Source organism: Mesorhizobium sp. M0618, from assembly GCF_040320765.1.
Classification (GTDB): domain Bacteria; phylum Pseudomonadota; class Alphaproteobacteria; order Rhizobiales; family Rhizobiaceae; genus Mesorhizobium.
Map to the genome: position 1 here is coordinate 18,841 of NZ_JAMYQH010000016.1, position 13,877 is coordinate 32,717.

General features: G+C 63.9%; 14 protein-coding genes. 8 read left to right on the top strand and 6 right to left on the bottom strand.

The window, feature by feature from the left end; translation table 11 throughout:
• Positions 1-166 precede the first annotated feature (166 nt).
• The 4 genes from NKJ04_RS18025 to NKJ04_RS18040 all read left to right on the top strand — a co-directional run bounded on the left by NKJ04_RS18025 (position 167) and on the right by NKJ04_RS18040 (position 5,082).
• Positions 167-1,399 (top strand): ABC transporter substrate-binding protein, encoded by a 1,233-nt coding sequence (locus NKJ04_RS18025; protein WP_352676965.1) that lies wholly within the window; start codon positions 167-169, stop codon positions 1,397-1,399.
• Between the two features lie 474 nt (positions 1,400-1,873).
• Positions 1,874-2,743, top strand: coding sequence for a carbohydrate ABC transporter permease (locus NKJ04_RS18030; protein ID WP_352442136.1), 870 nt, complete (start codon positions 1,874-1,876; stop codon positions 2,741-2,743).
• The gene (locus tag NKJ04_RS18035) at positions 2,740-3,564 is read left to right on the top strand and encodes a carbohydrate ABC transporter permease (protein ID WP_352442137.1); all 825 of its coding nucleotides are present in this window, start codon (positions 2,740-2,742) and stop codon (positions 3,562-3,564) included. Before NKJ04_RS18030 ends, NKJ04_RS18035 begins: the two co-directional genes overlap by 4 nt.
• Positions 3,565-3,588: 24 nt before the next feature.
• Complete coding sequence (locus NKJ04_RS18040; RefSeq protein WP_352676967.1) at positions 3,589-5,082, top strand: M81 family metallopeptidase; 1,494 nt, start codon at positions 3,589-3,591, stop codon at positions 5,080-5,082.
• 146 nt (positions 5,083-5,228) lie between these two features.
• On the opposite strand, the gene NKJ04_RS18045 is transcribed toward NKJ04_RS18040, so the two are convergent.
• The 6 genes from NKJ04_RS18045 to NKJ04_RS18070 all read right to left on the bottom strand — a co-directional run bounded on the left by NKJ04_RS18045 (position 5,229) and on the right by NKJ04_RS18070 (position 10,521).
• Positions 5,229-7,283, bottom strand: coding sequence for a M3 family metallopeptidase (locus NKJ04_RS18045; protein WP_352676969.1), 2,055 nt, complete (start codon positions 7,281-7,283; stop codon positions 5,229-5,231).
• Positions 7,284-7,380: 97 nt separating this feature from the next.
• Positions 7,381-7,815: a nuclear transport factor 2 family protein gene (locus NKJ04_RS18050; RefSeq protein ID WP_352676970.1), complete on the bottom strand. Its 435-nt coding sequence runs from the start codon at positions 7,813-7,815 to the stop codon at positions 7,381-7,383.
• Positions 7,812-8,456 carry a carbonic anhydrase gene (locus NKJ04_RS18055; RefSeq protein ID WP_023811712.1) on the bottom strand — a complete coding sequence of 215 codons (645 nt, stop codon included), beginning with the start codon at positions 8,454-8,456 and terminating at the stop codon, positions 7,812-7,814. The genes NKJ04_RS18050 and NKJ04_RS18055 overlap by 4 nt, the downstream gene beginning before the upstream one ends.
• A 148-nt stretch (positions 8,457-8,604) precedes the next feature.
• Positions 8,605-9,375 (bottom strand): DUF429 domain-containing protein, encoded by a 771-nt coding sequence (locus NKJ04_RS18060; RefSeq protein WP_023811713.1) that lies wholly within the window; start codon positions 9,373-9,375, stop codon positions 8,605-8,607.
• Complete coding sequence (pdxY, locus tag NKJ04_RS18065; protein WP_023811714.1) at positions 9,372-10,256, bottom strand: pyridoxal kinase PdxY; 885 nt, start codon at positions 10,254-10,256, stop codon at positions 9,372-9,374. The genes NKJ04_RS18060 and pdxY overlap by 4 nt, the downstream gene beginning before the upstream one ends.
• Positions 10,257-10,269: 13 nt before the next feature.
• Positions 10,270-10,521, bottom strand: coding sequence for a hypothetical protein (locus tag NKJ04_RS18070; RefSeq protein ID WP_352676972.1), 252 nt, complete (start codon positions 10,519-10,521; stop codon positions 10,270-10,272).
• Positions 10,522-10,683: 162 nt separating this feature from the next.
• Between NKJ04_RS18070 and NKJ04_RS18075 the strand changes: the two genes are divergently transcribed.
• The 4 genes from NKJ04_RS18075 to NKJ04_RS18090 all read left to right on the top strand — a co-directional run bounded on the left by NKJ04_RS18075 (position 10,684) and on the right by NKJ04_RS18090 (position 13,871).
• Positions 10,684-11,322 carry a LemA family protein gene (locus NKJ04_RS18075; RefSeq protein WP_023811716.1) on the top strand — a complete coding sequence of 213 codons (639 nt, stop codon included), beginning with the start codon at positions 10,684-10,686 and terminating at the stop codon, positions 11,320-11,322.
• Positions 11,323-11,522: 200 nt separating this feature from the next.
• On the top strand, positions 11,523-12,338 hold the full coding sequence (locus NKJ04_RS18080) for a TPM domain-containing protein (protein ID WP_031213429.1): 816 nt from the start codon (positions 11,523-11,525) through the stop codon (positions 12,336-12,338).
• Positions 12,339-12,342: 4 nt separating this feature from the next.
• Positions 12,343-13,224: a TPM domain-containing protein gene (locus NKJ04_RS18085; RefSeq protein ID WP_023811718.1), complete on the top strand. Its 882-nt coding sequence runs from the start codon at positions 12,343-12,345 to the stop codon at positions 13,222-13,224.
• Positions 13,225-13,232: 8 nt separating this feature from the next.
• Positions 13,233-13,871: a TPM domain-containing protein gene (locus NKJ04_RS18090; RefSeq protein WP_023811719.1), complete on the top strand. Its 639-nt coding sequence runs from the start codon at positions 13,233-13,235 to the stop codon at positions 13,869-13,871.
• Positions 13,872-13,877 lie beyond the last annotated feature (6 nt).

Consider the following 13,877-nt stretch of genomic DNA (forward strand, 5'->3'; position numbering starts at 1 on the left):
CGGGAGTTCTGACAGATCGCATAAGGCCTAGGCCTGTAAATGTAATTAAGCAACAGGATAATCTTCTTGCAAGCCTTCAAATCATCGATAATGTAGGAAAGTCACATAAATCTTCTGCTCCGGCACGAAGAAGCGCGCAGGCGCAAAATCAAATGGGAGAGATCAAATGAGCCTTGCAAAATGGACTGTCGGCCTGATGGCCGGAATGAGCATGCTGGCAATTGCGGCGCAGGCGGATGCGGGCGAGGTGCGGGTCACCGTGGCCGAGTACAGCGCCAAGACTGCTCCCTATTTCGCCGACGTCAAGAAGGAATTCGAGGCGGCGAACCCCGGCATCACTGTCAAGTTCGAGGTGGTGCCATGGGACGTGCTGCTACAGAAGCTGACCACCGACATCACCGCCGGCACCAATGCCGATCTGTCGATCATCGGCACGCGCTGGCTGATCGACTTCGTCCAGCAGGATGTCGCCGAGCCTCTCGACAGCTACATCAAGCCTGACTTCAAGGACCGCTTCATCGACACCTTCCTGTCGCCCTCGATCATGGACGGCAAGACCTACGGCCTGCCGATCGCGGCCTCGGCGCGCGCCATGTACTACAACAAGGAGCTGTTCGAGAAGGCCGGCATCGCCAATCCGCCGGCAACCTGGACCGAATTGCAGGAAGACGCGCGCAAGATCAAGGCGCTGGGGTCCGGCACGTTCGGTTTCGGCCTGCAGGGCAAGGAGATCGAGACCGACGTCTACTACTACTATGCGATGTGGTCGCAGGGCACCGAGATCCTCAACAAGGACGGCACCTCCGGCCTGAGCACACCAGGCGCGCTTGAAGCCGCCAAGCTCTACAAGTCGATGATCGACGAAGGCCTGACGGAGCCCGGCGTCACCTCCAACAACCGCGAGGATGTGCAGAACCTGTTCAAGCAGGGCAAGGTCGGCATGATGATCACCGCACCCTTCCTGTCCAACCAGATCAAGGACGAGGCGCCCAACCTGAAATACGGCGTGGCGGCCATTCCGGCTGGTCCGACCGGCGCGCGCGGTACCTATGGCGTCACCGATTCCATCATCATGTTCAAGAACTCCAAGAACAAGGACGAGGCCTGGAAGCTGCTCGACTTCCTGTTCACCACGGAGCAGCGCGCCAAGTTCACACAGGGCGAAGGCTTCCTGCCGGTGAACAAGGAAGAGGCCAAGATGGACTACTATGTCAACAATGCCGATCTGGCAGCGTTCACCGCGCTCCTGCCCGACGCCCGCTTCGCGCCGGTCATTCCGGGCTGGGAAGAAGTCGCCCAGATCACGTCGGACGCCATGCAGAAGATCTATCTCGGCGGCGACCCCGAGGCGGGCTTGAAGGACGCAGCCGCCAAGGCCAACACCGTGCTGAAGAAATAGGGCGTATCTCCCTGCGCCCGTGGCGCGCTCCGCTCAGGCGGGCGCGCCACATCTTGCAGACATTGAGCAGAAGGACAGTTCGTCGATGTCAGCGCCACCCCAGCCAGGTTCCTTTCCTCTCCCTCCGGAGGGGGGAGAGGTGGCTCGGCGAAGCCGAGACGGAGTGGGGGAACCACCTGGCAACCGCCGCGTACGGACATAGGAAGGGCACTAGGCGCAAGCATCGCCTCGCCTTGCGTCTAAAGGTCGACCCCCACTCCGTCGAGCTTCGCTCGACACCTCTCCCCCGATCGACGGGGGAGAGGAAGGACCCCTTTCCGCAACTGCTGCGGAGGACGGGCAGGCAGGTGAGGGGCGCGCCGACGGTTACAAGGAATCCTGAAGCGGTGCCTTGAGAAGAACGAGGCGGGTTAAGTCAATCTCTTAAGCCAGCGCAATCCAATCTCCACCCGCAACACGGTATAAAGCCAGCAGATGCAAAATCGCTTCTTGCCCTATCTCCTGACCTTGCCCAGCCTGTTTCTGGCGGCGGTGGTCATCTTCTGGCCGGTCTGGGACCTGATCCAGATCTCGACGCATGAGGTCAGCCGCTTCGGCCAGCTTCGCGACTTCAACGACTTCGCCAATTTCGCGGCACTCGCTGCCGATCCCGATTTCACGGCCGCGCTCTGGCGCACCGGCCAATGGACGGTGATGGTGGTCGGCGGTGCGCTTCTCTTGTCGATCCCGGTGGCGATGATCCTCAACACCGATTTCTATGGCCGCGGCATCGCCCGCGTCATCATCATGCTGCCCTGGGCGGTGTCGCTGACCATGACCGCGGTGGTCTGGCGCTGGGCGCTGAGCGGCGAAAGCGGCATGCTGAATTCCGCGCTGATCGGCCTCGGTCTCATCGACCACAACATCCAGTGGCTGGCGAGTGCCGAGACCGCTTTCCCGATGCAGGTGCTGATAGGCATCCTGGTGACGGTGCCGTTCACGACGACGATCTTTCTCGGCGGGCTGTCGTCGATTCCGGACGATCTCTACGAGGCGGCGGCGCTCGAAGGGGCGACGCCGCTGCAGCAGTTCCGCGAAATCACCTTTCCGCTCCTTAAACCGTTCATCAACATCGCCATCGTGCTCAACACCATCTATGTCTTCAATTCCTTCCCGATCATCTGGGTGATGACGCAAGGCGGGCCGGCCAATTCGACCGACATCCTGGTCACCCATCTCTACAAGCTGGCCTTCCGCATCGGCAAGTTGGGCGAAGCATCGGCGGTGTCGCTGGTGATGTTCGCCATATTGCTGGTCTTCACCATGATCTATGTGCGGCTGGCGATGCGGGAGCAACGCGCATGACGAGCAAGCTCAAGCGCTCCGTCATCGCGTGGCTGCTGCTGGCGCCGCTGATCGTGGTGACGCTCTTTCCCTTCGCCGTGATGTTCCTGACCGCGGTCAAGCCGAGGCCGGAAGTGCTGTCGCCGACCTGGTGGCCGAGCGAATTCCGCTGGTCGAATTTCTCCGACATGTGGGTGGCGACCGGCTTTGGCCAGGCGTTGCTCAATTCGCTCTACGTGTCTGTGATCGCCACCGTCGGCGCCATCCTGATCTCGGTTCCGGCGGCCTACGCAATGTCGCGCTTCCGCTTTGCCGGCTACGGCGCCTTGCGCCAGTTCCTGCTGATTTCGCAGATGATCTCGCCGATCGTGCTGGTGCTTGGCCTGTTCCGGCTGATGGCGGCCTGGGGCCTGGTCGAGAGCACGACGGCGCTCGGCTTCATCTACATGGCCTTCAACGTCGCCTTCACGGTGTGGATGCTGCAGAGCTATTTCGACACCATTCCGCGCGATCTCGAGGAGGCGGCCTGGATGGAAGGCGCCGGCCGCTGGCTGACCTTGCGCAAGGTGTTCCTGCCGCTCTGCCTGCCGGCGATCGCGGTGACGGCGATCTTCACCTTCATCAATGCCTGGAACGAATTCGTCGTGGCGCTCACCATGCTGCGCAGCCAGGAAAGCTACACGCTGCCGATCCAGGTGTTCTCGCTGGTCGCTGGCCGCTACACCATCGAATGGCACCACGTCATGGCCGCGACGTTGCTGGCGACCTTGCCGGTGGCCATCCTGTTCATCTGGCTGCAGCGCTACCTCGTTCGCGGGCTGGCGCTCGGGGCGGTCAAATAGCGCCTATTCACGGACGGAGCTTTCATGCGCATCTTCACCGCCTCGCTGGCGACAGAAACCAACACCTTCTCGCCGGTGCCGACCGACAGGGCTTCGTTTGAGATGGCCTTCTATGCCGGCCCCGGCAAGCATCCGGAAACACCGACGCTGTGCTCCTCGCCGATGGTGGCGCTTCGCCGGCGTGCAGTGGCCGAAGGCCTTGATGTCATCGAGGGCACCGCCACCTGGGCGGAGCCGGGCGGCCTGGTGCAGCGGCAGACCTATGAGGCTCTGCGCGACGAGATCCTTGGCCAGCTCGAGGCCGCGCTGCCGGTCGATGCTGTCATCCTCGGCCTGCATGGCGCCATGGTGGCGCAAGGCTATGACGACTGCGAAGGCGACCTGCTCGAACGGGTTCGCGCAATGGTCGGGCCGGAGGTGGTGATCGCCGTGGAACTCGATCCGCACAGCCATCTGACACCGAAGCGCGTGGCGGCCTCCGACATCCTCGCCTACTTCCTCGAATTTCCGCACACCGATTTCTATGAGCGCGGCGAACACGTCGTCGAGCTTGGGCTTGCGGCGGCGAGGGGTGAGATCAAGCCGGTCATCTCGACCTTCGATTGCCGCATGATCCAGGTCCTGCCGACCAGCCGCGAGCCGATGCGCTCTTTCGTCGACCGGATCAAGGCGCTGCACGGCAAGGACGGCGTGCTGTCGGTCTCCGTCATCCACGGCTTCATGGCGGCCGACGTGGCCGAGATGGGCACGCGCATCCTGGTCGTCACCGACAATGACAAGGCCAAGGGCGACGCGCTGGCGGAACGGCTCGGGCGGGAACTCTATGCGCTGCGGGAAAAGACGGCGATGACGATGCTGAGCGCCACCGACGGCATCGACCGAGCCTTGGCCGTGCGCGGCAAGAATCCGGGCAAGCCGGTGGTCATCGCCGACATCTGGGACAATCCCGGCGGCGGCGTTCCCGGCGACGGCACCTTCGTGCTGCGCCAGATACTGGCGCGTAGCCTGGACAAATTCGCCGTGGCGACGATCTGGGATCCGATCGCCGTCACCTTCTGCCTGGCGGCGGGCGAAGGCGCGGTCATCGATCTGCGCTTCGGCGGCAAGGCCGGGCCGCAGGCCGGCGAGCCGATCGATGCGCGCGTGCGCGTGCTGAAGGCGGTTCCGGAGGGTTGGCAGAGTTTCGGGCCAAGCCGGGTGACGCTCGGGCCGACGGCGCTGGTCCGCCTCGAAGGCACCGAGGTAGACATCATCCTCAACACCAATCGCACGCAGACCTTCGAGCCGGATATCTTTTCCAACATCGGCGTCGATCCGCTGGCCAAGGACGTGCTGCTGATCAAGTCGACCAACCATTTCTACGCCGGCTTCGAGCCGATCGCCGCCGAGATCATCTATGTCTCGGCGCCAAGTTCATATCCCAGCAATCCGGCGGTGACCGATTACAAGAAGCTGACGCGGCCAGTGTGGCCAAGGGTGGCTGACCCTTGGAAGGATGCTGGTAATCTCCCCCCTTGAGGGGGAGATGTCGCCGAAGGCGACAGAGGGGTCGTCTCTCGTGAAGCGCCAACCTTCTTCTGCCGCGGGAGGTCGAGCCCGGTCGGACCGACCCCCTCTGGCCGCTTCGCGGCCATCTCCCCCTCGAGGGGGGAGATTATTCGGTGCTATACCAGCCCGCGCTTGACCATCATCGCTTCCGGCGACGGCATCTTGCCGCGAAACGCCGTGTAAAGCTCCTCCGGATCCTTCGAACCACCGGCGGCGTAGATGTTCTTGCGCAGCCGTTCGGCGAGCGCCGGGTTGAAGGGGTCGCCGGTCTCCTCGAAGGCGGCGAAAGCGTCGGCATCGAGCACTTCCGACCACATGTAGGAATAATAGCCGGCCGAATAGCCTTCGCCGGAGAAGACGTGGCCGAAATGCGGGGTGCGATGGCGCATCGCGATGGTATCCGGCATGTCAAGCTTCTCAAGCGTTTCGGTTTCGAAACGAAGCGGCTCCTGCGGTGCATCAGGCCGCGCATGATAGGCCATGTCCATCAAGGCAGAGGCCGTGAATTCCACAGTTGCAAAGCCGGCGCCAAACGTGCGTGCGGCCAGCATCTTGTCGAGCAGCGCCTTGGGCATCGGCTTGCCGGTCTTCACATGCAAAGCGTGTTTTTCCAGCACTGCCGGCACGGTCAGCCAGTGCTCATAGAGCTGCGAGGGCAGTTCGACGAAATCGCGACTGACCGAGGTGCCCGAAACCGAGGGCCAGGTGACGTCGGTCAGCATGCCGTGCAGTGCATGGCCGAATTCGTGGAACAGCGTTTTCGCCTCGTCCACCGACAGCAGCGCCGGCTCGCCGGCTGGCGGCTTGGCGAAGTTCATGATGTTGTAGATGACCGGGCTCGCACCGCGACCGAGCCTGTAGCCGGATTGCAGCGCGCTCATCCAGGCGCCTGAGCGCTTTGACGGCCGGGCGAAATAATCGGCGAGGAACAGACCGCGTTCGCTGCCGTCGGCATTTTTCACCACGAAGACGCGGGCGTCGGGGTGCCAGGCCGCGATCCCCTTCTTCTCCTCGAAGGTGACGCCGAACAGCCGTGTCGCCACGTCGAAGCAAGCGTCGATGATGCGGTCGAGCTGCAGATAGGGTTTCAGTTCCGCCTCGTCGAAGGCGAATTTTTCCGCGCGCAGTTTTTCCTGGTAGAAGCGCCAGTCCCAGGCAGCGAATTTTTCGTTGCTGCCGGCCTCCGTCGCCAACCGTTGCAATTCGATCTGGTCGCTTGCTGCCTTCTCAAGCGCTTTTTCCCACACCGGATCGAGCAGCGCGTGTACGGCCTTCGGCGTCTTGGCCATGGTGTCATCGAGCTTCAGCGCGGCGAAGGAGGCGTAGCCGAGCAGCTTTGCCTTCTCGGCGCGCAGGCGCAGCATGTCGCGCACCACGTTCGTGTTGTCGGTGGCGCCGCCATTCTGCCCGCGCATGGTGAAGGCGCGGAAGGCGATCTCGCGCAGATCGCGGCGTTCGGAGAAGGTCGAGAACGGCTCATAGATCGAGCGCGACAGGGTGACGGCATAGCGGCCCTTCTGGCCACGCATTTCGGCGGCCTCGGCCATGGAGCTTTTCACGAAGTCCGGCAGGCCGGCAAGGTCGGCGTCATCGAGGAACAGCGCCCAGTCGCGCTCGTCGGCCAGAACGTTCTGGCCGAAAGCCGTGCCGAGCGAGGACAATTCCTCGCTGATGCGTGCCAGCCGTTTCTTGCCGTCGGCGTCGAGCTTAGCGCCGGAACGGACGAAGCCCTTCCAGGTCTTTTCCAGCACCCGCAGGGTCTCTGCGTCGAGCTTCAGGCTCTCGCGGCGCTGGTAGAGATCGTCGATGCGGGCAAACAGCCGCTCATTCATCGAAATCGCCGAGAAATGTCTGGACATTTTCGGCGAGATGTCGCGCTCCAGCGCCTGGATCGTCTCGTTGGTGTAGGCGCCGGCGCGGCACCAGAAGATCGACGAGACGCGGTCGAGCGCTTCGCCGCCGAGTTCCAGCGCGGCAAGCGTGTTCTCGATGGTCGGCGCATCCTTGCAGCCGGCGATCGCCTCGATCTCGGCCTCGTGCGCCTTCAGCGCCGCGTCGAAGACCGGGGAGAAGTCGCCGTCGCCAATGCGCGTGAAATCGGGCAGGCCGAGCGGCCCTTGCCACGCGGTCAGCGGATGGGCGGCGAGGTCGACGGCTTTCGTGGAAGGCATGGACAGTCTTTCGCTGGTGAGGGCAGGCAGGTGGGTGGTACCCGATGTAGGGCGCGGCTGGCGGGCCCGCAATATGCGGATTTGGCCGATATCGGCCTCAGAAGCCGTCGCAGTTCTCGGCGATCGTGGCTTGCGAACTGGCGGTGATGCGGTTGTCGCTTACCGCGAAGGTTTCGTGCATCAGCATGTCGTTGTTGGGGAAATCGTAGCAGGCGACCACCGTGGTGACGCCGCCTTCGCTTTTCTCGACCCTGTGCCGGATTGCCGCACCGGCAACCGCACCTTTCCACTCGTCTATCGAAGCGATGAATTCCTGCTTGCTTTGCACGATGCCGAGGTCGTCCAGCTTGATGTGGACATCGTCGGCGAGCAGGTCGGACAGCTCGGTGCGGTCGGCGACCAGCAGCGCCGAATACCAGCGGCTGATGAGGGCACGATCATCGGCGCGGGCGGCAATAATCGCTACCAGCAGCGCGGCCGCCGTCAAAACGATCGACCTGATGTTCACCACCTTGCGCGCCGCTGTGTTCATCCCAGCTCCGGCCGTTCGAAATCGCCGGTCTCCTTGTTCATCGTCCAGAGTTCGCCGGTCGAGATGTCGAACCAGGCCCCATGCAGCGACAGTCGCCCCTTGCCCTCGAGAATCGAGACGCAGGGAAAGGTTCTGAGGTTGGCGATGGAATAGCGGATCGAGATGCGCTCCAGCGCGGTCTGGCGCTCCGACGCGGTCATGAAGGTGCTGGAGGAGACGGTTTCGGCCGCCGGCGCGATCAGGCTCATCCACTTGCCGATGAAGTCGCCCGGCGACAGCGGCGCGGAGTTGGTGTCGAGCGCTGCACGGATGCCGCCGCAGCGGCCATGGCCCATGACGACGATGTTCTTGACCTTGAGGCTCTGCACGGCGAATTCAAGCGCCGCCGAGGTCGAATGGAACTCGCCGTCGGGAGCATAGGGCGGCACCAGATTGCCGACATTGCGCAGCACGAAGAGTTCGCCGGGCCCGGCGTCGAAGATCGCCTCGGGCGCCGAACGCGAATCGCAGCACGCGACGATCATCGTCTCCGGCGCCTGGCCTTCCCGAGCGAGATCGCGATAGCGCCCGCTCTCTGTGAGATAGCGGCCATTCATGAAATTGCGGTAGCCGGCGAGAAGATGTTCAGGGAGATGGGACATGGGCGGCGTCTGGAGCCTTTCCGGGTTGGATGCGGCAGCTCGTTGCGGTCTAGAGAGGCTCTAGCGGCAAAAGCCGGTCGCGAGCAATGCAGAATTATGAGGGCTGGCTAGAAATGCCATGCATCGAGCGCAACCTTGGCCAACAGCGTTACGCCCAGATGGCGACAGGAATGCCAAAGCTGTCGCGGCCCGGCGGGTCGGGCAGCGGCCGTGCCTCACCGCTGGCGATGCGACCGGCGATCAGCATCATTGCGGCCGCGTCGAGGAAATCATCGGCTGCTGCGCCGCGCGGTGGCGGCTGGTCGAGAAAGCCCGTCTCATAGCCATGCCGGCAAAGCAGAGCCTTGCGTTCCGCCATGCCGGCCGGATTGATGCTGCCCTTGATCTTCTTCGGCAGTTGCATGGCCTGATCGCCGTTCAAGCGGCAGAAAGCGACTTCCGGATGCGATTCGTAGACGCGGCCGCGCAGATCGGGTCGCGCGATCAGCAGGGCGTCGATCTCGCGAATCTTGGCAAAAATGCCGAAGGCCTGGATCGAGACGCCACGCGGCGGGTCGGATGTGGTCATGGCCACTTCGCTTGCGCGGATGTGAGCGGCATACCAGGCTTCAATGGTGGTGAAGTCGCCGGTATCGGCATAGAGCGCGGCGCGGGAGGGGATCGAGAAGACGCTGGATTGGCGTGCCCCGAGCAGCGGCCGCACCAGCGCTTCGGGGCCGCGACCGCCCTTGCCCGACAACTCGGGCAGGCCGATCGGCATGTCGACAGCGATGACAGTATCTGTGGGAAGCGATGCGAGCAGGGCAGTGAAGGTTGCAAAGACACCGACCGACGGTGCCATGCCAGAAGCGCGCCGGACGGCGATCCAGCCGGCCTTGCAGCCGTCGACGCCGACAAGCACGGCCTCAGTCGACGTCACGCCCGGCGGCCCCGCCCCGGATGCGTGAGGTGGCGAAGCTGGACCATCGCCATCGGATGCGACAGGCTCTGCGCATCGGTTTCGAGCTGCAGTTCGTCGCCGCCGCGCTTGGCGGTGCGCGCCAGGATCTCGTAGACCGCCGCCGTCGTCGATTGCAGCGCCTTGATCGGCGGCTGGCCGGACAGGATGCGTGCCAGATAGACGGCCGCCGTCAGGTCGCCCAGGCCATTCGGCGGCTTGTCGATCAGGCGATGTTCGGCGAGCAGCGCCTGGCTGCTATCGAGCAGCAGATTGCCGGTGCCGCCCATCATCATCGACGGCGCCGAGGTGACCAGCATGGTCGATGGTCCGGCGTGGAGCGCTGCCGCGATCGCCGATTTCAGGTCGGGCAACGCGGCGCCGGCCATCCATTCCAGTTCGTAGCGGTTGGGGGTGGCTATGTCGGCGATCGGCATCAGCCGGTCGCGCATGGCGATGGCGGTGGGCTCGGGCACGTAGAGGCCGCCCGAATCACCCATCACCGGATCGCAGATATAGACGGCGCCGGGCGTCCTTGCTTTCACCGCGGCGACCAGCGAGGCGACGGCCTCGGCCTGGCCGGCCTCGCCGAGATAGCCGGACAACACGGCGCCGACCTCACCCAGCCATGGTGCCCGCTCGAGATCGGCCATCAGCGCCTTGAACTGGTCGAGCGGCGGCACGATGCGCGTTGCCCGTCCATGGCCGGGATGCCAGGGCAGGATGACGGTCGGCACCGCCCAGACAGGGAAACCCAGGGTCTCCAGCGCAAAGACGGCGGCACGGTTGCCGACCGAGCCGCGCGCGACATGGCTGGAAATGACGATGACCGCACGCGGCGCGTCGGTTTGTTCGGCGCTCATTGTCGTTTGATTCCTAACTGCCCCGGATGACGTAAAGCACGAGCCAGACCATCAGGCCCAGCGCCAGCAGCAGGCCGAGCGTGCGGCCAAAGCGGGTGCCCCAGACCTCGATCGGATCGGCACGATCGGCATCGGCCGCCGTGACGTGATCGTGCATGCCTTTCGCGGCCCGCGATATAAACGAGTTGCCGGCCGGATCCGTCTCGTGCGCAATGCGCTCGAGGATACGGCGCGATTCCTTCTCGCTGTCCTGGCGCTCCGCCATGATGATGTCCCGTTTTGCAGGACCTTATCGCGTTCGTACGGCCAATCACAGAGCCTTGCAGCGGCATTGGGCATGCCAGGCGAGGGCTGCCGGCCCGGGCGGTTTTCTTGCGCGCTGATTGTGGTAATGCTTCGCGTGCAACTTCTACCGAGGGACCCCATCATGTTTGCCCAGCGCCTTGCCTCGCCGTCCACGTTCCGCACGCTGCCCGCCTTCCTGATGATGGCGATCGTGCTGCCGCTGCTTGCCGGCTGCGGCTACAACACCATCCCCACAGCGGAAGAAAACGCCAGGGCGGCATGGAGCGAGGTGCTGAACCAGTATCAGCGCCGCGCCGACCTCATCCCCAACCTGGTCGAGACGGTGAAGGGTTATGCCTCGCACGAAAAGGATACGCTCGACGCGGTGGTCGAGGCACGCGCCAAGGCAACGCAGATCACGGTAACACCGGAAACGCTGAAGGATCCCGAAGCCCTCAAGAAGTTTCAGGATGCCCAGGCGGGGCTGACCAGCGCGCTGTCGCGGCTGATCGCGGTCTCGGAGGCCTATCCCGACCTCAAGGCCAATCAGAATTTCCTGGCGCTGCAAGCCCAGCTCGAAGGCACCGAGAACCGCATCGCGGTGTCGCGGCGCGACTACATCCAGGCGGTCAGGGACTACAATCTGACGCTGAGGACCTTTCCCTCGGTGCTGTGGGCGACCTTCTGGTTCCGCGGCAACGAGCCCTTTGCCAATTTCACCGTCGCCGAAGACAAGATGCAGCCGCCGAAGGTCGATTTCGGCACGAAGCAGGGCGGGTGAAGGACGCATGGTGAGCTTGGTCATTGTCGACCTTGTGTTCCTTCACACCCCCCTCTGTCCTGCCGGACATCTCCCCCGCAAGGGGGGAGATCGGCTGCTTTGGCGGATTGGCCAATTTTCAACATCACAGGAAAAGAGCCGTCAGTGAAGACAGCCAATCTCCCCCCTTGCGGGGGAGATGTCCGGCAGGACAGAGGGGGGTGCCAAGAAACGCCAGCCTGACATTCTTGGCTGTCATTCTCAGCTTCCTCTTCCTGCCACTCGCCATCGCCGCCGATCTCCCCGTCCTGACCGGCCGTGTCGTCGACAATGCCGGCATCCTCGATGCCGCGACCAAGGCGGCGCTGACGCGGAAGCTCGCCGACTTCGAGACAAAAGGCTCCGACCAGATCGTCGTCGCGACGATCCCGAGCCTCGACGGCGAGGAGATCGAGCCTTACGCCAACCGGCTGTTCCGCTTCTGGAAGCTCGGCCAGGCGAAGGAAAACAACGGCGTGCTGCTGCTGGTGGCCCCGAACGACCGCAAGATGCGCATCGAAGTCGGTTATGGGCTGGAAGGTACGCTGACCGACCTGCATACCAAGCTGATCATCGAAAACGACATGGTGCCGGCCTTCCGCGCCGGCGATTTCTCCGGCGGTATCAGCAAGGCCGTCGATGATATGGTTATGGTGCTGGAAGGCAATCCGGAGGAGTTGGAGGCGCGCGGCGAACGCAACCAGCAGGCGCCTTTCGAGTCCGACGACCTGTTCTTCGCCGTCTTCATCAGCATCTGGGCGATCATCTTCTTCGGCAGCATCGCGGTTTCCGTGCTGCCGCCGATCTTCGGCCAGAAGCTCGGTCCCGGCCGCTACCGCTGGCTCGGCATGACCTTCGAGCCAAGCCGGCGATCCTCCCGTGGTGGCTGGTCGTCGGGAAGTTCCAGCGGCGGCTGGTCTTCGGGGTCAAGCAGCGGTGGAGGCTTTTCCGGCGGCGGCGGTTCGTCCGGCGGCGGCGGCTCGTCGGGAAGCTGGTGATGGCATGACGATACCCAGCATCGGCCTGTCGAAACGCGACCGCCTCGCCTCGGCCGTCCTGATTGCCGCGGTCGTGCTGTTCTCCTGTGTCATGGCCCACGCGGCCGACCTGCCGGCGCTGACCGGCCGTGTCGTCGACAATGCCGGCATCATCGATGCCGCGACCAAGGCGGCGCTGACGCGGAAGCTTGCCGACTTCGAGACAAAAGGTTCCGATCAGATCGTCGTCGCGACGATCCCCAGCCTCGATGGCGAGGAGATCGAGCCCTACGCCAACCGCCTGTTCCGCTTCTGGAAACTTGGCCAGGCGGGCGAGAACAATGGCGTGCTCCTGCTGGTTGCCCCGAACGACCGCAAGATGCGCATCGAGGTCGGTTATGGGCTGGAAGGTACGCTGACCGACCTGCACACCAAGCTGATCATCGAAAACGACATGGTGCCGGCCTTCCGCGCCGGGGACTTCTCCGGCGGCATCAGCAAAGCCGTCGATGACATGGTCATGGTACTGGAGGGCAATCCCGAAGAACTGGAAGCGCGAGGCAAGCGCAATCCCGCCGATGGCGGCACGCCCATCGATCCGATCGTTGCCGTGTTCCTGATCCTGTGGGCAACGATGTTTTTCGGCGGGTTGGCGATGGCGTTCCTGCCGCCGATGTTCGGCACGAAGCTGTCGCCGGGCGTGTACAGATGGCTGGGCATGACGTTTCGTTACGGCCGTGGGCCGAGCGGGTACTCGGGCAGCAGCGGCTGGACAACGGGTTCGTCTTCGGGCGGCTGGTCGTCGGGCAGCTCCGGTGGTGGTTGGTCTTCGGGATCAAGCGGCGGTGGCGGGTTTTCCGGTGGCGGCGGCTCATCGGGTGGTGGCGGTTCTTCAGGAAGCTGGTGAGACATATCATGGCAACACGACCAATCAGCCCGCAGGATCATGAGCGCATCGCAACCGCGATCCGCGGCGCCGAGGAGGAAACCGACGGCGAGATCTACTGCGTCGTGGCCCATGCCAGCGACGGCTATTTCTTCCCGGCCGCCTTCATGGCGACCGTGTGCATGCTGATCGTCAGCCTGGCGGTCGGCTACGGTCTGGAGGCCTGGTGGCTGTCGATCCGGCTGCCGCATTTCGTCCTCGCCCAGCTCCTGGCGCTTGCCTGCGTGCTGGCCTTGTTGTGGGCGCTGCCCGGCCTGCGCATCCATCTGGTGCCGAGGCGGCTGCGCTACCAGGCGGCGCACGCCAACGCGGTCAAGCAGTTCCTTGCCCGCAACGTCCACCGCACCACGGCGCGCACCGGCGTGCTGGTCTTCGTCTCGATCGCCGAGCGCTATGCCGAAGTGGTCGCCGATTCGGGCATCGACGCCAAGGTCGGCCAGCATGTCTGGGACGGTGTCGTGCGCGACTTGACCGCGCATGCCGGCGACGACCGGCTTGCCGACGGCTTCGTCAAGGCGATCGAGCAGGTGGGTGCGGTACTGGCCGAGCATTTCCCGGTCACAGTGGGCGACAGCAACGAACTCGACGACCATTTGGTCGAAATCTGAGTCCTT

What these genes read in the sequence shown, in the direction of transcription:
- NKJ04_RS18030 (WP_352442136.1), top strand. Translation starts at nt 1,874, where the DNA reads ATGCAAAATCGCTTCTTGCCCTATCTCCTGACCTTGCCCAGCCTGTTT.
- NKJ04_RS18045 (WP_352676969.1), bottom strand. Translation starts at nt 7,283, where the DNA reads ATGCCTTCCACGAAAGCCGTCGACCTCGCCGCCCATCCGCTGACCGCG.
- NKJ04_RS18085 (WP_023811718.1), top strand. Translation starts at nt 12,343, where the DNA reads ATGACGATACCCAGCATCGGCCTGTCGAAACGCGACCGCCTCGCCTCG.
- NKJ04_RS18040 (WP_352676967.1), top strand. Translation starts at nt 3,589, where the DNA reads ATGCGCATCTTCACCGCCTCGCTGGCGACAGAAACCAACACCTTCTCG.
- pdxY (WP_023811714.1), bottom strand. Translation starts at nt 10,256, where the DNA reads ATGAGCGCCGAACAAACCGACGCGCCGCGTGCGGTCATCGTCATTTCC.
- NKJ04_RS18070 (WP_352676972.1), bottom strand. Translation starts at nt 10,521, where the DNA reads ATGGCGGAGCGCCAGGACAGCGAGAAGGAATCGCGCCGTATCCTCGAG.
- NKJ04_RS18035 (WP_352442137.1), top strand. Translation starts at nt 2,740, where the DNA reads ATGACGAGCAAGCTCAAGCGCTCCGTCATCGCGTGGCTGCTGCTGGCG.
- NKJ04_RS18055 (WP_023811712.1), bottom strand. Translation starts at nt 8,456, where the DNA reads ATGTCCCATCTCCCTGAACATCTTCTCGCCGGCTACCGCAATTTCATG.
- NKJ04_RS18075 (WP_023811716.1), top strand. Translation starts at nt 10,684, where the DNA reads ATGTTTGCCCAGCGCCTTGCCTCGCCGTCCACGTTCCGCACGCTGCCC.
- NKJ04_RS18025 (WP_352676965.1), top strand. Translation starts at nt 167, where the DNA reads ATGAGCCTTGCAAAATGGACTGTCGGCCTGATGGCCGGAATGAGCATG.
- NKJ04_RS18090 (WP_023811719.1), top strand. Translation starts at nt 13,233, where the DNA reads ATGGCAACACGACCAATCAGCCCGCAGGATCATGAGCGCATCGCAACC.
- NKJ04_RS18050 (WP_352676970.1), bottom strand. Translation starts at nt 7,815, where the DNA reads ATGAACACAGCGGCGCGCAAGGTGGTGAACATCAGGTCGATCGTTTTG.